Annotated in this window: 22 protein-coding genes and 1 other RNA gene; 18 read left to right on the top strand and 5 right to left on the bottom strand. The window is 43.0% G+C overall.

The genetic code is table 11. The features are described from left to right. Positions 1-60 precede the first annotated feature (60 nt). From comGA to ACYVRS_RS02805, 10 genes are all read left to right on the top strand, one after another. Positions 61-1,026, top strand: coding sequence for a competence type IV pilus ATPase ComGA (gene comGA, locus ACYVRS_RS02850; protein ID WP_312498068.1), 966 nt, complete (start codon positions 61-63; stop codon positions 1,024-1,026). Further along, on the top strand, positions 977-2,008 hold the full coding sequence (gene comGB, locus ACYVRS_RS02845) for a competence type IV pilus assembly protein ComGB (protein WP_461197971.1): 1,032 nt from the start codon (positions 977-979) through the stop codon (positions 2,006-2,008). The genes comGA and comGB overlap by 50 nt, the downstream gene beginning before the upstream one ends. After that, a complete protein-coding gene (comGC, locus tag ACYVRS_RS02840) occupies positions 2,005-2,325 on the top strand; it encodes a competence type IV pilus major pilin ComGC (protein WP_313539295.1) in 321 nt (106 codons plus the stop codon). The genes comGB and comGC overlap by 4 nt, the downstream gene beginning before the upstream one ends. Next, the gene (comGD, locus tag ACYVRS_RS02835; protein WP_312542754.1) at positions 2,325-2,768 is read left to right on the top strand and encodes a competence type IV pilus minor pilin ComGD; all 444 of its coding nucleotides are present in this window, start codon (positions 2,325-2,327) and stop codon (positions 2,766-2,768) included. The genes comGC and comGD overlap by 1 nt, the downstream gene beginning before the upstream one ends. Further along, positions 2,749-3,066, top strand: coding sequence for a competence type IV pilus minor pilin ComGE (comGE, locus tag ACYVRS_RS02830; protein ID WP_313539292.1), 318 nt, complete (start codon positions 2,749-2,751; stop codon positions 3,064-3,066). Before comGD ends, comGE begins: the two co-directional genes overlap by 20 nt. Beyond that, a complete protein-coding gene (gene comGF, locus ACYVRS_RS02825; protein ID WP_461197972.1) occupies positions 3,056-3,472 on the top strand; it encodes a competence type IV pilus minor pilin ComGF in 417 nt (138 codons plus the stop codon). The genes comGE and comGF overlap by 11 nt, the downstream gene beginning before the upstream one ends. Continuing rightward, positions 3,444-3,806, top strand: a complete 363-nt coding sequence (comGG, locus tag ACYVRS_RS02820) for a competence type IV pilus minor pilin ComGG (protein WP_461197973.1) — start codon at positions 3,444-3,446, stop codon at positions 3,804-3,806. Before comGF ends, comGG begins: the two co-directional genes overlap by 29 nt. Before the next feature lie 168 nt (positions 3,807-3,974). Further along, positions 3,975-4,979: a class I SAM-dependent methyltransferase gene (locus ACYVRS_RS02815; protein WP_461197974.1), complete on the top strand. Its 1,005-nt coding sequence runs from the start codon at positions 3,975-3,977 to the stop codon at positions 4,977-4,979. A 24-nt stretch (positions 4,980-5,003) separates the two neighbouring features. Then, positions 5,004-6,188: an acetate/propionate family kinase gene (locus tag ACYVRS_RS02810; protein ID WP_461202445.1), complete on the top strand. Its 1,185-nt coding sequence runs from the start codon at positions 5,004-5,006 to the stop codon at positions 6,186-6,188. Positions 6,189-6,552: 364 nt separating this feature from the next. Continuing rightward, positions 6,553-8,013 (top strand): peptide MFS transporter, encoded by a 1,461-nt coding sequence (locus tag ACYVRS_RS02805; RefSeq protein ID WP_313510179.1) that lies wholly within the window; start codon positions 6,553-6,555, stop codon positions 8,011-8,013. Between the two features lie 84 nt (positions 8,014-8,097). Here the strand turns inward: ACYVRS_RS02805 and ACYVRS_RS02800 are convergent, their stop codons facing one another. Then, on the bottom strand, positions 8,098-10,089 hold the full coding sequence (locus ACYVRS_RS02800) for a KUP/HAK/KT family potassium transporter (RefSeq protein WP_396170615.1): 1,992 nt from the start codon (positions 10,087-10,089) through the stop codon (positions 8,098-8,100). Between the two features lie 271 nt (positions 10,090-10,360). Between ACYVRS_RS02800 and ACYVRS_RS02795 the strand changes: the two genes are divergently transcribed. Both ACYVRS_RS02795 and ACYVRS_RS02790 read left to right on the top strand, forming a co-directional pair. After that, on the top strand, positions 10,361-11,119 hold the full coding sequence (locus ACYVRS_RS02795; RefSeq protein ID WP_312500003.1) for an ABC transporter ATP-binding protein: 759 nt from the start codon (positions 10,361-10,363) through the stop codon (positions 11,117-11,119). After that, positions 11,116-12,696 (top strand): ABC transporter, encoded by a 1,581-nt coding sequence (locus ACYVRS_RS02790; protein ID WP_461202442.1) that lies wholly within the window; start codon positions 11,116-11,118, stop codon positions 12,694-12,696. The genes ACYVRS_RS02795 and ACYVRS_RS02790 overlap by 4 nt, the downstream gene beginning before the upstream one ends. A 246-nt stretch (positions 12,697-12,942) precedes the next feature. Here the strand turns inward: ACYVRS_RS02790 and ACYVRS_RS02785 are convergent, their stop codons facing one another. The 4 genes from ACYVRS_RS02785 to ACYVRS_RS02770 all read right to left on the bottom strand — a co-directional run bounded on the left by ACYVRS_RS02785 (position 12,943) and on the right by ACYVRS_RS02770 (position 15,497). Next, positions 12,943-13,419 (bottom strand): universal stress protein, encoded by a 477-nt coding sequence (locus ACYVRS_RS02785; RefSeq protein WP_313539273.1) that lies wholly within the window; start codon positions 13,417-13,419, stop codon positions 12,943-12,945. Positions 13,420-13,480: 61 nt separating this feature from the next. Continuing rightward, positions 13,481-13,768, bottom strand: coding sequence for a hypothetical protein (locus ACYVRS_RS02780; RefSeq protein WP_312500006.1), 288 nt, complete (start codon positions 13,766-13,768; stop codon positions 13,481-13,483). 155 nt (positions 13,769-13,923) lie between these two features. After that, a non-coding RNA gene (gene ssrS / locus ACYVRS_RS02775) (6S RNA) lies at positions 13,924-14,118 on the bottom strand. Positions 14,119-14,222: 104 nt separating this feature from the next. After that, positions 14,223-15,497, bottom strand: a complete 1,275-nt coding sequence (locus ACYVRS_RS02770; RefSeq protein WP_312497944.1) for a replication-associated recombination protein A — start codon at positions 15,495-15,497, stop codon at positions 14,223-14,225. A 185-nt stretch (positions 15,498-15,682) separates the two neighbouring features. On the opposite strand from ACYVRS_RS02770, the gene ACYVRS_RS02765 reads away from it, so the two are divergent. The 6 genes from ACYVRS_RS02765 to ACYVRS_RS02740 all read left to right on the top strand — a co-directional run bounded on the left by ACYVRS_RS02765 (position 15,683) and on the right by ACYVRS_RS02740 (position 21,565). Beyond that, a complete protein-coding gene (locus ACYVRS_RS02765) occupies positions 15,683-16,303 on the top strand; it encodes a DNA-3-methyladenine glycosylase (RefSeq protein WP_313539271.1) in 621 nt (206 codons plus the stop codon). A gap of 17 nt (positions 16,304-16,320) precedes the next feature. After that, the gene (locus tag ACYVRS_RS02760) at positions 16,321-16,809 is read left to right on the top strand and encodes a DUF3013 family protein (protein ID WP_312497942.1); all 489 of its coding nucleotides are present in this window, start codon (positions 16,321-16,323) and stop codon (positions 16,807-16,809) included. Positions 16,810-16,820: 11 nt separating this feature from the next. After that, positions 16,821-17,768 carry a 50S ribosomal protein L11 methyltransferase gene (gene prmA, locus ACYVRS_RS02755; RefSeq protein WP_313539269.1) on the top strand — a complete coding sequence of 316 codons (948 nt, stop codon included), beginning with the start codon at positions 16,821-16,823 and terminating at the stop codon, positions 17,766-17,768. A gap of 1 nt (position 17,769) precedes the next feature. Further along, entirely contained in the window at positions 17,770-18,525 is a 756-nt protein-coding gene (locus ACYVRS_RS02750; protein ID WP_313539267.1) for a 16S rRNA (uracil(1498)-N(3))-methyltransferase, read from the top strand. A 4-nt stretch (positions 18,526-18,529) separates the two neighbouring features. Then, entirely contained in the window at positions 18,530-19,174 is a 645-nt protein-coding gene (locus ACYVRS_RS02745; RefSeq protein WP_313539264.1) for a deoxyribose-phosphate aldolase, read from the top strand. A gap of 180 nt (positions 19,175-19,354) precedes the next feature. Beyond that, positions 19,355-21,565, top strand: coding sequence for a RelA/SpoT family protein (locus ACYVRS_RS02740; RefSeq protein WP_461202439.1), 2,211 nt, complete (start codon positions 19,355-19,357; stop codon positions 21,563-21,565). The last annotated feature ends 3 nt before the right edge of the window (positions 21,566-21,568 follow it).

The following is a 21,568-nucleotide window of genomic DNA, read 5'->3' as shown; positions in this document are numbered from 1 at the left end:
ACGAAGCTTAAATATGCTTCGTCTTTTTTGCGTACTTCTATTTAGGAGGGGATAGACATGATGGATATTACAACTTTTTCAGATGAATTGGTGGACTATGCACGCAAAGCTTGTATCCAAGATGTGTCTGTGCTGCCGCAATTAGGCCAAACAGCCGTGGTCTGCAGCAAAAGCTATCAACGATTGCTCTATGCGCATCTATCCGATGAAGAAGCGCAGCAACTGATCACACGCTTTAAATTTTTGGGCGGCATGGATGTGGGTGAACGGCGCAAAGCCCAATTAGGGGCGCTCAGTTACCCAATAGCCAGTGGCGATCAGCGGATTCGGATTTCAACAGTGGGGGATTACCAAGGGAGAGAGAGTTTGGTGCTGCGTTTTTTGTATACCGTCGATCAGCAGCATATCAGCTATTTCTTCCCAGAAGACATGCAAAACATCTTGGCAGCGACGCGTTATCGTGGTCTGTATTTGTTTGCGGGACCAACTGGTTCTGGTAAATCGACCTTGATGTATCAAATCGCTAACGAAGCGCAAGGGCAAGTGATCACCATCGAAGATCCCGTTGAAATCGAAGCAGCGCATTTTCTGCAATTACAAACGAATCTAAAAATCAGCCAAGACTATGACGAATTGATTCGTCTATCCCTGCGCCACCATCCCGAACTGCTGATCATTGGTGAAATCCGTAACCGGGAAACGGCGCAAGCTGCTGTCCGAGCTGCTTTGACAGGTCATCGGGTGTTTGCGACGATCCACGCCCGAGGTGTAAAGGAAACGAGGACGCGTCTAACAGAATTGCTGGGTGAAACAACTAGCCTGAACCATGCCTTGCAAGGGGTTATTTATCAGCGGCTCATGCCCAATGCGGAAGGGGACGTCCAAGGCGCAATGGCATATGCATTTGTTGATGCCCAGCAATCTTGTACATGGCAGCAGACATTAACGCAAATCTACGAGAAAGGATGGATCTCAAATGATACGTTTCAAAAAGAAGGCGGACAAATTGCCCCGCAAAGCAGCTGAATCTTTTTTGGCCACATGTACGATTTTGTTGGAGAGTGGATTTTCATTGCAAGAAAGTCTGCAGGTCATGTTGCGCAGTGGCCAATATATGCCTTCAGTGATTCAAGATCAGATGGCGATTCTGGCGCAAGGGAGATCATTGGCGCAAGCGGTGGAGAATTTACAACTAACTGCATCTGAAATCAATCAATTGTATTTGGCAGAGACACATGGAAACTTGATTGATACTTTGCGTCGGATGGTTGATTATCAAGTACTATTCAACAAACAAAAGCAGCTGTTGCAAAAAACGATCCTCTATCCTGCTTTATTATTGGTTTTTGTCTTTAGTGCATTGTTTGGCATGCGCAGCTTCTTGTTGCCGCAGCTTTTAGCTTCAGGCATGATCGATGGGGACCACTGGGGCATTCGATTAGTGGAACAGGCACCCATCGTATTGTTGGGTTTCGTGCTGCTCATTGTCGTCCTCTGGCTGTTGGCCAAGTATATATTCTCTCGAAAAACAGCCATTGAAAAAGCCGAGTTCTTTAGCCGCATGCCTTTATTTGGTTCAGTCTATCGTTGCTGGCAAACGAGTTTTTTTGCTTTGGAGTGGGGCAAGCTGTTCCGCCAAGGGCTAGAAATCAACCAAATCATTGTTTGTATGAAGGAAACCAATAAGGCGACGTTGATCCAAGAACTTGCTATACGATTGGAGCAGACGTTGGTGCAAGGAGGGCGGTTGACAGATCAACTGGAACAGTATCATTTTTTGACACCGGAGTTTGCCTTGATCGTTTTTCAAGGAGAAATCAAAGGTCGGTTGGGAGAAGAGTTGTTTGTGTATAGTCAGTTATTGTCTGAACGGGTCTTTGAACGGGTAGAAAAAACGATCCAATGGATTCAGCCGGTGATTTTCTTATTTGTAGCGTTACTGATTGTCGGGATTTATGCAGCGATGTTTTTGCCTATTTATGGAAATATACAAGGAGTGATTGAATGAGTATATTGTTGAACCAACGCATATGTGCATTGAAAAAAAGAAAAGGCGACTTAAAAAAAGGATTTACTTTAGTTGAAATGCTGATTGTTTTATTGGTGGTCAGTGTTTTGATATTGTTGTTTGTTCCGAATTTGGCGCAACAACGCGGGACGGTCGATGAAAAAGGCAACGCGGCGATCGTGAAAGTGGTTGAGACACAAATAGAATTGTTTAGACTGGAAAACAACCGAGAACCAAGTGCGAATGAACTTGTCGATAGAAACTACGTGTCAGCTGAGCAATATCAGATTTATCAAAATAGACCGCCCTCAAATTAATGGCCCAGTCTAAAGGTTTTACACTCATTGAAAGTTTGATCGTTCTTTCGGTAGTTAGCATCTTTGTACTGTTGCCGATTTTAGCGATCGATCAATATCAAAAACAAATCGAAGTGGTCGGTTTTTGCGGAAGATTAGAAAAAGGCTTATACACTGCACAACAAACAGCAATCATTGATCAGCGTCAAACACGTGTGGCGTATACGAGCGGAACGGATCCCGCAGTACATTTTCAATCGACGATCACAGGGGAGCTGCGTTTAAACAGTATCGATATGCCTGAACAATTAGAAGTCCGCAGCTTTCCTACGATTTTATTCAGCAGCAACTCTGGCAATAATAGCAGTTTTCCGCGGATTGTTTTGTATTGGCCAGAAAAAGAGCAGACGATCACCTATAAATTTCTTTTTGGGAGTGGACGTTATGAGAAAATCATCGAATAAAGGGTTCATTCTTCTCGAAAGCATGCTGGCCTTTAGTGTTTTGACCACGTGTATTTTTATCTTTTTACACTTGCAATCTGCCTCGCTGCAACAAAGTGCCCATTTACAAGAAAAAGCTGAAATCTTGCGGGTCTTGTATGAAGAAGTCCAATATCAGCAGACCGCACTACCCGCAAACGTTTCATACAAAACGATCCGCAAAGACATGTATCAAGTAACATTTTGGCAGTCCAATCAACAGCAACAAGTCCAGATCAATAAAGGAGATAGTCAGGTGGTGATCAAAAGTGAAAACTAGCGGGTTCACCTTGATCGAATGTTTGTTGGCGCTGGTCGTTTTGTCAGTCAGTTTGTTGATGGTCGATGGCATCATCAAACAGATTCCACAAGTCAACCAACAGCTTTCTGACAGGAAAGATCAGGAGTGGCATATTTTTTTATTGCAGCTTGAAAGAGAATTGGCGACTTGTACGTATATCTCTGTCTCGGACTATACGTTGTTTTTGCGCAGCGCAGAAAATAATGTCGTGACGATTGATCGGATCAATGGTGTGATCCGGAAACGTGACAACAACGGATATCAACCACTGTTGACAGAAGTCAGTGGACTGAGTTACCAGAAAATCAATGAAAGTATACGCTTTACAGTTACTTTTGAGAATGGAGTACAAAAAATTGGGCAATGGAAGATCCATACGGTATAAAGGGGGGATTTTACTCACCGCTTTGTTACTGATTCAATTGTTAAGTCTCATGCTGATCACTGTTTTGGAAAGCAGTCGAACCACCACAGATTTTTATCATAAAACCATCCAACGCTATGAGGCTTCGATCATGAGTGAATTGTTTTGGGCCGAATATCAGTCAGTTCTTTACCCTAAAAGTGGTACCAGACAGTTCAATACGGGGGAATTAACCTATGAAAGCCGAGGAGAGCAAGTGGTCATCACATGTATGGTAGGGACGAGAACCTTTACATTCTATTACGCACAACCCCCTGAAACACCAGAAATAGACACAGATGAAGAAACAGATTAGTACAGAAAAAAGATGCCGTGGTTTGGCATCTTTTTTCTTATAGACAAACGGAGAAAAATGTTTACAGCTTCACAAATTAATCTGAACGAAAGCGATTGATTATTTTTCACAAATCAGCTAGAATTAAACAGGTATATAAGTTGTTATAGTTTTGAGAAGAGGTGCGAGATGTCCGCAGAGAAAATGGAGTCATCCTTTCATTTGACTGTCGAAGCCATTCAGTTGTTGCAAAACGCATTAGAATCATCTTTTTTTGATTCTTATGTAGAAACCATCGAAAATTTTATTGATCATTATCAAGTGCGTGTGATCGATGGTGTACCCGATGAGACAACGGTTGCTCGACTGCAAACCATTTATGAAGAGCTCAAAGCAGTGTCACTGACTGCTGAAGAAAAGCGTAAACTTGCGCAATTGCTCCTTTTAAAAGGAGGTCAAACTGAACGGCTGCAAGCCAATCATCAACTCACACCAGATAGTCTAGGCTTTTTATTCGTCTACCTGATTGAACAGTTGACCAACGCCGATGATACAACGCAGATCCTAGATTTGTCAGTAGGAATGGGCAATTTATTACTCACGGTTTTGCTGAATCTGCAATTGGCAAAGAGACAAGTAGAAGGTACCGGCGTCGATATCGATGAAACCTTGCTGGCGATTGCCGCAGCCACTAGTGAATGGACACAAGCGCCTTTGCATTTGTTCCATCAAGACGGCTTGCAAGATCTGTTGATCGAACCAATGGATATCGCGATAAGCGACTTGCCTGTCGGCTATTATCCGCAAGACGAAAAAGCAGGTCAATTTATTTCAGCAGCGCCAGAAGGCCACAGTTATGCCCATCATTTATTGATGGAACAAGCCATGAACTATGTAAAGCCTGATGGGTTCGGGATATTCTTGATGCCAAGTAATTTCCTGGAAACTGAACAAAGCGACTATCTAAAAAAATGGTTGAAAGAGAAAGTCTATCTGCAAGGCATGATTCAGTTGCCGGATGAACTTTTTAAGCAAGCACATTCACGTAAAAGTATCTTGCTTTTACAAAATAAAGGAGAAATGAGCCAACAAGCCTCAGAGGTCTTGCTTGTTAAATTGGCCTCCTTGAAAGAACCAAAGAATATCACCAAACTTTTTGAACAATTTGCTGCTTGGAAGGCGGCAAATCTGTAATATAAACCGGATAAGGAGATCATCATGTCAAAAACAATCGCTATCAATGCTGGAAGTTCAAGTTTAAAATGGCAATTATATCAAATGCCAGAGGAAACAGTAATTGCCAAAGGAATCGTAGAAAGAATCGGTTTGAAAGATTCAATTTTCACGATCAAATATGGTGAAGATCAAAAATTCGAACAAATCATCGATATCAATGATCACGAAGTAGCAGTAAAAATGCTATTGGATCAATTGATCGAATTATCGATTTTAGGTGCGTATGATGAAATCACAGGTGTGGGTCATCGTGTCGTTCACGGGGGAGAAGACTTCCCAGAATCAGTGATCATTACAGATGAAGTGATGACACGTATCCAAGATTTGGCTGAATTTGCACCATTACACAACCCAGCAAACCTCATGGGAATCACGGCCTTCAAAAAAATCTTGCCAGAAATCATTAGTGTGGCAGTATTTGATACCTCTTTCCATGCGACAATGCCAAAACACAATTATTTATATAGCCTGCCAATCGAATTTTACAATGACTACAAAGTTCGTAAATATGGTTTCCATGGCACCAGTCATCGCTATGTGTCAGAACGTGCGGCAGCGATGTTAGGCAAACCAATCGAAGAACTGAAAATCATTACATGTCATTTAGGCAATGGCGCATCGATCACAGCAGTCGATGGTGGTAAATCAGTTGATACATCAATGGGCTTTACACCATTAGCAGGTGTAACGATGGGGACTCGTTCAGGTGATATCGATCCTGCCGTATTGCCTTATTTAATGGAAAAACTTGACTTGAACATCGATCAAATGGTAGATGTATTGAACAAGAAATCCGGTTTATTAGGTTTAACAGGTATCTCAAGCGATATGCGTGATCTAGAAGCAAACTACGACAAAGATGAAGTCAAAGTTGCTTATGACGTGTTCACTGACCGTATCCGCAAGTACATTGGCGGCTATGTGACAACTATGAATGGTGTTGATGCAATCGTCTTTACGGCAGGAATTGGTGAAAATGATGCCCATGTCCGCAGTGAAGTTATCAAAGGCATGACATGGTTCGGTTGTGCATTAGATGAAGCACAAAATGCCAAACGCGGCGAAGAACTTGTGATCTCCACAGAGGATTCCAAAGTGAAAGTATTATTGATTCCAACAGATGAAGAATTAATGATTGCCCGCGATGTCGAAAGTTTACGGGGATAATTCCAATAACCGAACAAGCCGCTCTGCTGAGAAGATAGTTTCTCTAGTAGAGCGGCTTTTTTGGTTTTCCTATCGTGAAGACAAAGACAATTTGATCAACTGATAAAAATTGGTTAAGACCATTTTAATGTTTTGTTGATTTTTTTAATAATTATATACGCGTTAAAATAAACATGTAAGTGCTTCTTTGCTTTTTCTCTAATAAATATTTCATTTTCATGCGGTGGTAAGATGAAAATCTGACATGTCTTCTCACCATTTTAGCCTTGTAAAGCAAGTGAAATGAGCATAAACTAGCGTGTATGAATTTTCAGAAAAATTCAGCTATTCAATTTTCATTACTTTATTTAAGGAGCCAGGAATTATGGAGAAAGAAAAAACTTTTTTAGGTCAGCCGCGAGGGCTTTCGACACTGTTTTTCACTGAAATGTGGGAACGATTCAGCTACTACGGAATGCGTGCCATTCTGGTTTACTTTATGTACGATGCAGTGACCAATGGCGGATTAGGTTTGCCAAAAGGGACCGCTGTTGCAATCATGTCTATTTATGGCTCATTAGTGTATATGTCTAGTATCGTTGGTGGCTGGGTTTCTGACCGTTTGCTTGGATCAAATAAATCTGTCTTCTATGGCGGGATATTGATCATGTTTGGTCATATCGTTTTGGCAACACCATTAGGGATACCAGCCTTGTTTGTATCGATGATGTTGATCGTTATCGGTACCGGATTGTTAAAATCAAATGTTTCTGGTATGGTGGGGCACTTATACAGCAAAGATGATGTTCGTCGTGATGCTGGATTTTCTATTTTCTACATGGGCATCAATATTGGGGGCTTGTTGGCACCGATCATCGTAGGGATCTTAGGTCAAAATGTCAACTATCATCTAGGATTTTCTGTGGCAGCAATCGGGATGTTCATCGGATTGGTGCAATACTATGTCCAAGGAAAAACAACCTTGAAATCAGTCGCAACAGCACCAACCAATCCTTTGACAGCTTCTGAGAAGAAAACATTCTTCCGAAACATCGTCATTGTTTTAGTGGTCTTGGCGGCAATCTTTGGCGGCGCAGCAGCTGCTGGCTATTTATCCGTTGACTTCTTTATCAACTGTATCAGTGTTTTAGGTATCTTTTTACCAATCTACTATTTCACAAAAATGTTGCGTTCAAAAGATGTGACAGCCGATGAGAAGAAAAAAGTATTGGCCTATATTCCATTGTTCTTGTCTGCTATTGTGTTTTGGTCGCTAGAAGAACAAGGCTCTTCGATCTTGGCGTTGTTTGCTGCTGATCGGACACAAGCATCTTTATTCGGAATCACGATTCCAGCTAGTTTGTATCAAACTTTGAACCCATTGTTTGTTGTCTTATTGACCCCGGTTTTTGTTTGGTTATGGACCAAATTGGGGGATCGCCAACCACGAACTGAAGTTAAATTTGCCATTGGCTTGATTTTGGCTGGCTTGTCATTTGTCTTGTTGATGTTCCCAAGCATGATGTTTGGTGTCGATCAACGGGTAAGTCCATTGTGGTTAGTATTCAGCTTCCTGATCATGATTGCTGGAGAAATGTGTTTATCACCTGTGGGCTTGTCCGTGACAACTAAATTGGCACCAAAAGCTTTTGAAGCACAAACCTTAGCTATTTGGTTATTGGCAGATGCTTCATCCCAAGCGATCAATGCCCAAATCGCCCGCTTCTATACCCCGCAAACAGAAGGTGCTTACTATGGCATCGTCGGTGGGATCGCAGTGGTCGTTGGGATCATTTTGTTCATGGCAAGAAAACCAATTCGCAAATTGATTGGCAATATCCATTGATCAAAGACTAAATAAACCTCAAGCGCAACAATCGCCCGTTGATCGGTTGATTGACAGCTTGAGGTTTTTTTTGCGTTGTTAAGGTTAGCTGCGTTCTGACAAATGACTTTCTTTTGGCTGACCAATCACCAATGGGACCGTTTCGTGGACCACATCACTGTATTCTAGGCCAAACCAACGTTCTGGTGAGATCGTATGGCGTTTGATAAAGAGTTTCATTTGCATAATTTGTTTTTTCCATTTTGACAAAGCAGTGGCATTAGATAATTCTTCTTCGATCAAGACGAATTGGAAATCCCCCACATTGCGTCCAGGAGTCAAAGAGTAACGCTGCGGCTGCTCGGGCAAGCGACCATCTTTCATCAGTTCTTGAATGATTTGGCGAATGTACACATTGACTTCTTGCGGTACCCGAAAACCTAGGTACAGTTTTAATTTGACGATAAAGTCGGTATCGGCCATAGAGACTTCATAGGATTTCGTATAAGGCTCATCTGTGACTTCGACATTGACAAACCAATAGACTTTCGCCCGCTTTGGCCGTTTGTCTAAAATTGAATAGATAAACTGTTGACCGATGTGATCATCCGTCAAATTAGGGACCATGAAGACCACATTGGTTTGTGACAACGGCAAGGAATCATCATTTTTTAATTGTTCCAACTGAGGAATATAGGCAGACAAAGAGACTTCTTCAGCAACATGTTCTTGAATTTGATTGCCCCATTCCCAAATCAGCATAATCATGATGATCACACTGGCCATAATGACTGCGACATAGCCCCCATGTAAAAACTTCGTGGCACTTGAAATAAAGAATACACTTTCGATCGCCGCAAAAAAGAGGGTGATGAAAGGAGCCAATAGGCGTGTTTTTTTGTTTTGGTGCAAATAAAAATAGAGTAAGATCGTGGTCATCAGCATCGTGACCGTAATGGACAATCCATAGGCAGCTTCCATTTTCGTTGAGGTTTGAAAAAGCAGGACCACGCCAGAACAAGCAATCCACAATAAGGTATTGAGGGCTGGGATATACATTTGCCCAATTGAAGCGCCAGGGTAAATAATCTGCATCCGCGGCAAAAGTTTTAATTTGATTGCTTCAGAAACTAACGTGAATGAACCTGACAACAACGCTTGAGAAGCGATGACTGCGGCAATCGTTGCAAATCCTACACCAAAAACGGTCCAGCCTGCTGGCAGTGCTTCAAAAAATGGATTTATATGGTCAATCGATTGATAGTTTGGCTCTTGATACACTTGCAAAAGCCAAGCTGCTTGACCAAAATAATTCAACATCAAGCAGATTTTGATATAAGGCCAACTGGCATAAATGTTTTTTTTGCCGACATGCCCTAGGTCAGAATACAACGCTTCGGCACCTGTTGTTGCCAAAAAGATATTGCCTAAGATGAATAATCCTGAAGCATTGTCTGGGCTAAATAGCAAGTTCAGGGCATATCTAGGGTCAAGGGCTCTGATCACTGAAAGGTCTCCGGCAAAGTTAAAGACACCCACCACACCTAAGAAGGTGAACCAGCCAAACATGATTGGGCCAAAAGCCTTCCCGACAAATTCGGTACCAAAACGTTGCAAAGCGAATAAGACCAGTAAAATCGCTAATGTGATCCCGACAATAATGGATTGATCATTGCCAAAACGGTCGTAGAATAGAGGGATTCCTCGTAACCCTTCGATCGCTGTCGTCACAGTCACAGCAGGTGTCAGTACGCCGTCTGCCAATAATGCCGCACCACCAATGATTGCTGGAATGATCAAGTAACGGCTATGCTTGCGGACCAAAGTAAAAAGTGAAAAAATACCACCTTCACCATGGTTGTCTGCATTCAACGCAATGAGGACGTATTTGACTGTAGTCAATAAAGTCAATGTCCAAAAGACCAAAGACACACTGCCTAAGATGAAGTCAGGCGTCAGTGAAGACAATCCCCCATTATCTTCCACTAAGGCTTTCATCACATAAAGCGGACTGGTTCCAATATCTCCATAAACGACCCCCATGGCTACCAGCAATCCCCCGGCAGTTATTTTTTTCATTTGATTTGTTGCGCGCATGTGTTTATTCCCTCCAATTTTTTCATGCAAAAAGACCTAAGCGGCCCTTTGCCACTTAGGTCTTGCAAGAAACATCTTAAACCAGCGGATTCCCGCTTGCTGTTGATCTAAGATCATGGAAATGTCCATGTGCTACTCCCCTAAAGTTCCCTCATTATCATTGTTTTTTGATTTCTTGTCAACCAAAAGAATAAAAAAATCGCAATAAACATTTTTCTTTCTATTTTCGATAACGTAAAATAACATTCAAAGAGTAAAAGGAGGGTAAGCGATGATTGAAATCAAACATCTTGTTAAAAAGTATGGGACCACATTGGCGTTGAAGGATCTGTCTTTAACGATCCGTCAAGGAGAGATTTTCGGCTTTTTGGGTCACAATGGGGCGGGGAAGTCAACGACGATCAAAAGTATGGTTAGTATTTTACAGCCGACCAGCGGTGAAATTTTTGTCGATGGTCAAGCCTTATCTAGTCATCGAGAAGCCATCAAAAAACAAATTGCCTACGTCCCTGACTCGCCGGATCTATTTTTACAATTGACCGCAGCGGAATACTGGGACTTGATTGCCGCAGCATATGAAGTGCCGCAAGAAAAGAAAGAACAACGATTGCAGGAGTTGGGGCAATTGTTTGATATGTTGACCCACGCAGAGGAAACGATCGCTAGTTTTTCTCATGGTATGCGGCAAAAAACCTTGCTGATTGGTGCACTGATTCCAGACCCGGATATTTGGATCTTGGATGAGCCATTGCAAGGCCTGGATCCCCAAGCCGCATACGATTTGAAGCAGATGATGAAACAGCATGCTGAAAAGGGAAAGACTGTTATTTTTTCTACCCATGTCTTGGATACTGCACAGCAGTTGTGCGACCAATTGGCCATCCTAAAAAAAGGTGAATTGCTCTATAACGGATCGGTTTCAACATTGCTGGCTGACAATCCAGACACTTCTCTAGAAACCATTTATCTGCAAATGACGGGTCGTAGTCCGGAGAGCCAAACAGTGGAAAGTGGAGATGCAGTCCTATGAGAAAACAGCAGCTCTTGATGTTGACCAGAATCAATTTACTGTATGCGAATCCGCAAATGACAGATAAAGCCCGTAAAAAAGGGAAGACTGGTGGAAAACTGACCCGCTATCTCCTTTGGCAATATGGCTTATCGGGATTAACCTTTATCCTTATCTATGGGGTGGCTATGTTTACGATGGATTTCAGCCAAATGCCTGGTTTCTTTACTTATTATGTGGCCCTCTTCGGTATTTTAGGATTCTCGCAAGGGATCTCCGCTATTTACAATGTTTTTTTTGAAAGTCAAGATCTCATGGCTTATTTGCCTTTACCCTTCAGGCAAACTGAGATTTTCGCTGCTAAGATTTTAGTGGTATTTTTGACGGTAGCGCCTTTCGTCTTTCCAATGATGGTGCTATTCCTATTGACTGGTGTGCGTGCGTCTTTATTTTTTGTGGTGACGATCGGTGTATCGATATTGTTGTTTCTTTTCGTGTTGGTGATTTTATTTAGTATCTGCAGTTTGATCGTATTCGGATTAACACGAACCAAGTTCTTTCTCAAACATAAAAAACTGGTGACGACATTGCTTTTAGTTGTGACGATAATCGTGGTCATGGCTGGGGTTTTGATGATGAATCAAGTCACTTCCTACGACACAGAGATCTTAGATCGAGGGGCGATCGTATTCTTGCTGCCTTTTTACTATGTCATGACTACGCCTTTTCACCTATCAGGTGTATTGAGCTTTGTCGGAATCATTGGGCTAGCAGTTTTGTTGGTTGGGGCACTTTACTGGCTGATCTTACCTAAATTTTTTGAACAAGTAGCAGCTGCAGCGCCGAATCAAGGCAATCTAACACGAAAGCATAAAAAAGGACGGAATTTGAGCCAATTGCTCTTCAATTACAATTCGCAACTGATTCGAGATCCGAATCTGATCATGCAGGTGTTTTCGTCTTCTTTATTGATGCCTATTGTTTTTCTATTGTCTTTTGTCTTCACAGGTGTCTTTCGCTTAGATCAATTGGATGAACGTTTTTTGGGAGTAATGTTCGTGGCAGGGGGAGCCTTAGCAGTTTTAATGGTCAATCCAACGTCGTTTGTCAGTAATCTGATTTCTTTAGATCAGGAGAACTTTTTGTTTGTCCGTTCTTTGCCTTTATCGATGAAAACATACCTCAAAGCAAAATTTCATTTTGGTCTGTTGATACAAATTATGTTAGCTGTGGTGGTCGCAGTCGTGGCCATGTTCCTATTACAGGCGCCATTTGTCTTGGGCTGTGCCTTTGTATTAGGTGCAATATGGAGTACGATCCTGATCAGCAGCCACTACTTTGCCCGCGATTATCGGTTGCTCTTACTGCAGTGGACCAATATTAGTCAATTATTTGCGCGAGGGGCTGGCAGTGTCGGATTGGCTTTAGTGACGATGGGGACAATCTTCTTAGCATCTATCGTGATAGGCGCTTATGCTTTTGCAGCTACAATAGTTGATTTTTGGCTCTTGAATTTGCCTGTATGTATCGCGTTGCTCGTCATCACTTTGATTGTATACTTGCAGATCCACCTTAAATTTTGGCGTCGATTTTCTTGAAATCGGCGTTTCTTTTCATAGCAATGGCATGTCAACGAATGAGAAATGAATATCTATTCAGAAAATTCAGAATAAACTATTTACATTAACGCCAAAACATGTTTAGATAGAGATACCTATTACTTTGCTTTCATTTTTTGCTGTACAAGTTAGGATAACCGACTTGTCATCCTGAATGGTTTTTACCATTCAGGCTTTTTTTTGCACAAAAAAAGCCTATCTGAAATCAGACAGGCGCATGTAAGCTTATTTTTTGGTATCTTCTGTTGGCAATTGATTGTGCAAATCTGTACGGACCACCAACACGTCGCATCCTGCATGACGGATCACGTATTCAGACACGGAGCCAATAAAAATACGTTCTACAGCATTCAATCCGGTAGCACCGATCATGATCAAGTCGATATGATGGTCTTCAGGCAGTTGTTTGGCGATGATTGGTTTTGGTGAACCATATTCGATGACGGTCTTAACTGAAGCAACATCGTGGTCGTGGGCATACGCTTCATAGTCTGCCAAAGTTTGTTTTGCCATTTCAGTTGCTTGTTCAGCCAGCATGCCGTCAAAAGAAGAAACCGTTTGAAAGGCACGGGTATCGATCACATGTGCCAAAATCAATTCAGACTCGTTTCGTTGCGCTACATTGACCGCTTTCTTAAAAGCAAGCTCCGATTCACTCGATCCGTCGACAGCGACCATGATTCGTTGATATTGTTGTAACATATGAAACACTCCCATCTGATCTTTTCTTTTATTGTAGTCCTTTTTGACCGAAAAAGAAAACCTAATCTCCGCTTTTTTTCATTTTATGGGCAAGCATGATACTAAAAGCTGCAGATGAAATCAGCAATAGTGCCAAATAGAATAAAGCAATCAGTTTCAGATCGATCACCGCTACGAGGATCGCCAACAGTCCTAGTACCAGATGGACGACGCTATAGAGTTTAAGAAATGCTTGGTTGTTCGCCGTTTTAGGAATCATCGTGAAAAAAATGGCTTGTTTCGCATAAAGCATGTAACTAGTAGCAAATAAGACAAGTGCCACGAGTGTGAATAAAAAGATGATCATCATATGCAATTCTCTCCTGTAATCAAAGATATATTTAGTATAACGAAGTCCTGGCGGAATAGCAAAGAACCGCCAGTCTGCTTAAGAAAGATAAAGCAGCCAACAGACAAAAAAAGCCACCTGTCAAATAACAGGTGGCACATTCTATAAAAGAATGGGTAATATCCGTAGATGCCGTTCTTTTTCCCGTAGTATTGATCCCGCAAATTCTAGCAGGTGGGTTCCACGGTCTAAGCTTCGAACTACCAAAAGAAAAGGCATGTTACCAGCATTGACACAAGACAGATCCCAAGATATCAATAAAAATGTTCGGTCAACACACAAAAGGGATAACTCGTACATCACAGAATTCCCACCCTTATAGTAGCACAGGAATATAAAAGGTGCAATAAAGTTGACTGAAAACGATACCAAAAATTAAAAATGATTGGTGTGAATAGTGGAAGATGCTGTGATATCAATGTTTTTTGCGGTTATTCAACTGTTGATAGCGTTGTCCAAGAGCTTGTTCATACTTGCCTGTGGCTTTCGGCTCGTAATAATGGGTACCTTTTAATTTATCCGGTAAATACTGCTGGTCGACCCAGGCATCATCAAAATTATGCGGATATTGATAACCGACACCACGGTTTAGTTTTTCTGCGCCTTTATAATGACTATCACGTAAATGATCAGGGACATCGCCAGCCTTGCCATTACGAATATCCGCGATGGCGGCATCCAATGCCATATAAGCACTATTGGATTTGGGGGATAAACAAAGATCGACGACGGTATCTGCTAATGGAATCCGGGCTTCAGGTAAGCCTAGGCGCTCTGCTGCCAATACAGCATTCACAGTGCGTGCGGCAGCTGCGGGATTGGCCAGACCAATATCTTCATAGCCAATCACCATCAGACGGCGGCAAATAATAGCCAAATCACCCGCTTCAACTAAACGCCCCAAGTAATGCAGCGCGCCATCGACATCACTGCCGCGTATCGATTTTTGAAAAGCAGAGATGACATCATAATGGGCATCGCCATCTTTATCATGGGTCAGTGCTTTGCGTTGGACACATTCTTCGATCACGGAAAGAGAAAGGTGGATCACACCATCTTCAGATTTGGGTGTGGAGCGGGCAGCGAGTTCTAACCCATTCAAGGCACTGCGCAGATCACCATTTGTGGCTCTAGAAAGATGGAGTCTGGCTTCTTCGCTTAGCGTAATGGCTTCATTACCTAACCCCCGTTCGCTATCAGCCAATGCTTGATCGATCGCCAGCAAGATATCCTCTTCTTGCAATGGTTTGACTTCGAAGATTTGGGTTCGGCTCCGAATGGCTGGGTTGATGGTGATATAAGGGTTCTCGGTTGTTGCGCCAATCAAAATTATTTTGCCGCTTTCCAAATGAGGCAGCAAAAAGTCTTGCTTGGTCTTATCCAAACGGTGGACTTCATCTAGTAACAAAATCACTGTCCCGCTCATGCGGGCTTCTTCAGCGACAATCTGTAGATCCTTTTTCGTGTCTGTTGCGGCATTCAACATGCGGAACGCGTAACGGGTCGATCCAGCGATTGCGCTGGCGATACTCGTTTTTCCGGTTCCAGGAGGTCCGTAGAGAATCATCGAAGACAGCATTTTGGCTTCAACCATTCGACGAATGATTTTTCCGGGACCAACCAAATGCTGCTGGCCAACGACTTCATCTAGATTTCTGGGACGCATGCGGTAGGCTAATGGTTGTTGCATAAAAACGATCCTCTCCTTTTTTATTAGTATAGCATAGAATCAAAAACCGCCGGTGCACAGCGTGCTGTCGTTTTTTGATCGAATACCCGCTGCAAAACGGTTTTTACGCGCATTTCAGCAGATTTGGTTCCAATGATAGTAACTTGCCTTGTAATTGTGTAAAATAGGGTAACGGAGTGATGACTATGGATGACTTAATGGCTTTATTGAATCAAAAAGACACAACAAAGATTGCCCGTGCGTTGATTGGTATGTATCTGGTCCATGAAACGACAGTTGGTCGTTTGGGCGGGTACATCGTCGATTGTGAGGCTTATCTGGGGCCAGAAGATTTGGCAGCGCACAGTGTCGGTATGCGGCAAACCCCAAGGGTGCGTGCGATGTATCAACAAGCAGGGACCATCTACTTATATACGATGCATACCCACAGGATCGTCAACATCATTACCCAGCCTGAAGGCACGCCTCACGGCATCATGATTCGCGGGTTAGAACCAGTGGAAGGTATTGAAGAGATGCACAACAATCGTCAGACAAAAGGGCCCGCATTGACCAATGGACCAGGAAAACTAGTCCAGGCGATGAACATTGGGCCAGAACTATATGGTGCATCGATCATCACCAGCCCACTCCATTTGGAGCCGCAAAAGAAACGGCTGCCAAGAACGATCATGGCTTTACCGCGAATTGGCATTCCCAACAAAGGAGAATGGACGGACAAGCCATTGCGTTTTATCGCAGCGGGCAATCCTTATGTGACAAATATCAGAAAATCAGCGGTCCAACCGGATCATGGCTGGTTATAAGAAAGAAGGAAAAAAACATGGCGAAAGAAACGATTTTAACGTATTTAGACCAACGTTTGACCAAACAGATCACAGAATATGATGTGGCTATCGACTGGGATGCCAAGAATCATACGATTGAACTTGTCCTGCGTTTATTTGCAGAAAATCCAGCCCACCAAAAAATCGATGATGCCGATGGTGTGGCCTCTGAAGAAGACATCATTGAATTTGAAGATGGCATCTTATTATATGATCCGCAGAAATCTAGTTTCAATGAAGCGGACTTTTTGGCAGTGATTCCTTACGAAGGGAAAAAAGGATCGCGAAAAGCGTTATTGGATGGTTTGGTCGATTATATGAAAGAGATATTGAGTGAAGGAGAAAGCGACTTGTTGGATTTCCTAAATGACGATGCGGAAGATGCTGTATTCGAGTTGAGATTTGATGAACAAGCATGGCTTGAAAAAGTCGCGAAATACCAAACAAAAGATGGGGATACAATGATCCCTTATCCAAGTTATTAAGGAGCAGAATCATGAAATGGAATGAAGTAACTGTTGCCACCGCGAGTGAATCAGTTGAAGCTGTAGCCAATATTTTGATGGAACAAGGGGCCAGCGGTGTGGCGATCGAAGATGTGTTAGATGTTGAAAACTTCAAAAGTGATGCCTACGGGGAAATATTAGACAAAGAAACCTATACGACTTTGGCTGAAGGGGCCCAAGTCACAGCCTATTTTCCAGAAACGATTTTTTTACCGGAAGTGCTGCCGATCATTAAAGGCGCCATTGATCGTTTGCCTGAGTACGGCTTAGCGCTTGGCAAAAATGAGATTTCTACGAATGAAGTGGTTGAAGAGGCTTGGGCGACCGCTTGGAAAAAATATTATCACCCTGTGCGGATCTCCCGCTATTTGACGATCGTCCCAAGTTGGGAAAAATACCAAGCCAAGCAAGCAGATGAAAAAATCATTACGTTAGATCCCGGCATGGCCTTTGGGACAGGCACACACCCAACGACCCGCTTGACATTGCAAGCATTGGAAGTCTATGTGCGCGGCGGAGAAACGGTATTAGATGTTGGAACTGGTTCAGGTGTTTTAAGTATTGCCAGTAAACATTTAGGGGCACAAACTGTGCATGCCTATGATTTAGATGAGGTGGCTGTCCGTTCGGCAGTAGAAAACATGCAGTTGAATCCGATTGCCCATGATGTACATGTGCAAGCCAATAATTTATTAACGGGTGTAGAAGAAACAGCTGATATCATTGTCGCCAATATCTTGGCCGATATTATTTTGTTGATGATTCCAGATGCGTGGCGTTTATTGAAAGCAGAAGGCACGTTGATCGTTTCGGGGATCATTGAAGCCAAAAAACAACTTGTTGTAGAAGCGATGCACGCCCAAGGATTTGAGATCGACCAAGTATTTACCCAAAAAGACTGGGTAGCGATCGCATTCAAAAAAGCTGAGGAAGAATGATATGCAACGATATTTTATAGATCAGCCGTATCAAACACAGGCAGAGTATGTGCTAAGCGGTGAACCATTTCATCATATGATCCGCGTCATGCGCATGACGTGCGGCAGTCAAGTTGGGTTAGTATTTAGTGACCAATTGGCCATCATTGCCGCTATCAGTCGTATCGATGAAACATCTGTCTATCTGACAGAAATCGAAAAAGAACAGCAAAACAAAGAATTGCCCATTCATGTGACCATCGCCAGCGGATATCCCAAGGGTGACAAACTAGAGTTGATCGTTCAAAAAGGCACTGAACTTGGCGCCGCTGCTTTTATTGGTTTTCCAGCCCAAACATCTGTCGTCAAGTGGGATGATAAGAAGCTGCAAAAAAAACAACAACGGCTGTACAAAATCGCCCAAGAGGCCGCAGAGCAATCGCAACGGCAAGTAGCACCTTCTGTAACGCTGCTTAGCAGCGAAACGATGTTCTGGGCGCAACTTTCAGCATATGATTACATCGTGGTGGCGTACGAAGAGTCAGCCAAGCAAGGCGAAACAGCTATGCTGTTACAACTATTGGCGGATGTGAGACCTGGTAGTAAACTATTGGCGATTTTTGGTCCAGAAGGTGGTTTGGCCCCTGCGGAGATCCAAATGGCTGAAAGTCATCACGGCGTAGTATGCGGGCTAGGTCCCAGGATCTTGCGCACAGAAACAGCACCTTTATATTTTTTAAGTGCTGTCAGTGTACAATTGGAATTGACAAGGAAGTGAGAGAATGGAAGCACACCACAGAAATGTCAGTGTTCGTTTATTAGCGGCTGATTTGACAGATTGGTATTTAAAAGATGTATTGATGGATTGCCAACAAACAACGGTCAAAGAAATCGTCGTTCTTCCAGCAACGATCCGTCGTGCCAAACAGTTGGCCCAAACCTCTGATATACAGATTGGCGGAGTCATCGACTATCCGTTGGCACAAGGAACGACGGCAAAAGTGGCGTTTGAGATTGGCCGTGCATTTATGGATGGCGCAGACTTTCTTGAAGTATGGCTCCCGGCATCTTTGTTGCTGCATAATAGCCGCGGCTTTGAAGAACTGATCGAAACGATCCGCTCATTGACGTTGACCGGCGGCGAGATCCGTTTGGCTTTACAAACGGAGAGCATGAATGAATTGACCAAAATCCAAGTAGCCCAACAGCTGAAAGCCCAAAACTGGCCTAGTGTTGTGTTAGGGCAAGAAACCCCGCTAGCGGATGCGATCCATGATGTGACACTTTTTGCTTTAGACGGCGGTGATCAACTGATGATCCAAAGTAATCCAGAAGCTATTGATGGGGCAGCTTATGATCAGTTGGCCGCAGCAGGGGCATCAAAAGTCAGCATTCCATTCACTGCCTATGATGCGTTCTTCGCATAAGTGTGACGTTGGCTAGCGAGCACCAGTGATTGAAAAATAATGAAAAAATTTGTATAATGTCAGTGATTATGAGTAAGAGTGGTTTAGACAGGAGTCCATGCTTGAAAGAGTTTGCTTCGGCAACCTCTTATGCGGGACTGCTGTCTAATTTTTGAAGACAAGAAGAAGGAGGCGACAATCATGGCGAAAGAAGTCATTTTGACCGGCCCAAACGTGATTAAGTTAGTATCGTACTATATGAGCGATGAGCATGTGGCATTTGTCCAAAAAGCGTTAGATTATGCGACAGAGGCCCATAAAGAACAATTTCGCAAATCTGGCGAACCATATATCATCCATCCAATCCAAGTTGCGGGTATTCTTGCTGAATTGCAAATGGATCCCCATACGATCGCGACGGGGTTTTTGCACGATGTCGTTGAAGACACTGACATCACATTAGCCGATTTAAAAGAAAATTTTGGTGCCGATGTGGCCATGCTGGTAGACGGCGTCACGAAATTAGGCAAAATCAAATATAAATCTCATGAAGAACAACTGGCAGAAAATCACCGAAAAATGTTGATTGCTATGGCGCAAGATTTACGGGTCATTATGGTCAAATTAGCAGACCGTTTACATAATATGCGTACGTTGAAACATTTGCGTGAAGACAAGCAGCGTCGAATCGCCCAAGAAACCATGGAAATATATGCGCCGCTGGCACACCGCTTAGGGATCAGCCGAATCAAATGGGAACTGGAAGATATTTCATTGCGTTACCTCAATCCGCAACAGTACTACCGAATCGTTCATTTGATGCAAACCAAGCGGGAAGAACGAGAAGCATACGTGTCAGAAACCGTAGAAGAGATCCGGGTGGCAACAGAAGAACTTGATATTTTTGCAGAAATCTATGGCCGCCCAAAACATATTTATTCGATTTACCGCAAAATGAAAGATCAAAAGAAACAATTCAATGAGATCTATGATCTGCTGGCGATCCGGGTCGTAGTGGATTCAATCAAAGATTGTTATGCCGTCTTAGGGACGATCCATACCAAGTGGAAACCGATGCCGGGCCGCTTCAAAGACTACATTGCGATGCCCAAAGCCAATATGTATCAATCTTTGCATACAACGGTGATTGGCCCTAAAGGCAATCCAGTAGAGATCCAAATCCGGACCCATGAAATGCATGAAATTGCTGAATTTGGGGTAGCTGCCCATTGGGCCTATAAAGAAGGCAAGACTGAGAAAGTCAAACCGGATAAAATGACCCAGCAAGTCGGCTGGTTCCAAGAAATTTTGGATTTGCAAGACGAGTCGTATGATGCATCTGAATTCATGGAAGGTGTCAAAGGGGATATTTTCAGCGACAAAGTCTACGTTTTTACACCAAAAGGCGATGTCACAGAACTGCCGCAAGGCTCAAGCCCGTTAGACTTTGCCTATAGTATCCATACCGATATCGGCAACAAAACCACCGGTGCCAAAATCAATGGCAAAATGGTTCAACTTGACTACAAACTGAAAAATGGCGACATCATCGAAATTTTGACCTCGCCGAACTCTTTTGGTCCAAGTAAAGACTGGATCAAATTGGTGGCAACAAGTAAAGCCAAAAATAAAATCAAGCGTTTCTTTAAAGACCAAGATCGTGAAGAAAACATCATCAAAGGCCATGAAGCAGTCGTTCGTACCTTGCAAGATATGGGCTTTGTGCCAAAAGAATTTTTATCAAAAGCCAAGATGGCAGAAGCCTGCGAGCGATTCAATTACCATACTGAAGACGACTTGTTTGCCTCGGTTGGCTTTGGTGAAGTCAGTCCGACAACATTAGCCAACCGGCTGACGGAAGAAGAACGGCGAGAAAGACAAATCGAAAAACAAAAACAGCAAGTGCAAGATATGATCAATCAGCCAGCCAAAAAAGAACCGGAGAAAATGAAGGTTCGTCATGAAGGCGGGATCGTTATCGAAGGTGTCGACAATTTGTTGATCCGGATTTCTCGTTGTTGTAATCCAGTTCCGGGAGATGAGATTGTCGGCTATATCACGAAAGGTCGAGGGATCTCCATTCACCGCAGCGATTGTCCGAATGTCCAAAACAAAGAGGCGGCCAATCGATTGATCGATGTCGAATGGGAAGATGCTTCAGATAACAACAAGGAATACAATGCCGATCTTGAGATCTATGGCTATGACCGATCCGGTCTGCTCAATGATGTCTTGCAAACGGTCAACACCATTAGTAAGCGTTTGGTCAGCGTAGAAGCGAAGACCAACAAAGACAAAATGGCTACGATCCGCATCACTGTCTCGATCCAAAATTTGACCCATCTGCGATCGATCGTGGATAAAATCAAACAAATTCCCGATGTGTACAGTGTGAGACGAACGAAAGGATGATGG

It is taken from the genome of Enterococcus salsurae (genome assembly GCF_054784955.1).
Note: the sequence above shows the minus strand (reverse complement) of the source record. Positions and strands in the feature narration are given on the sequence as shown.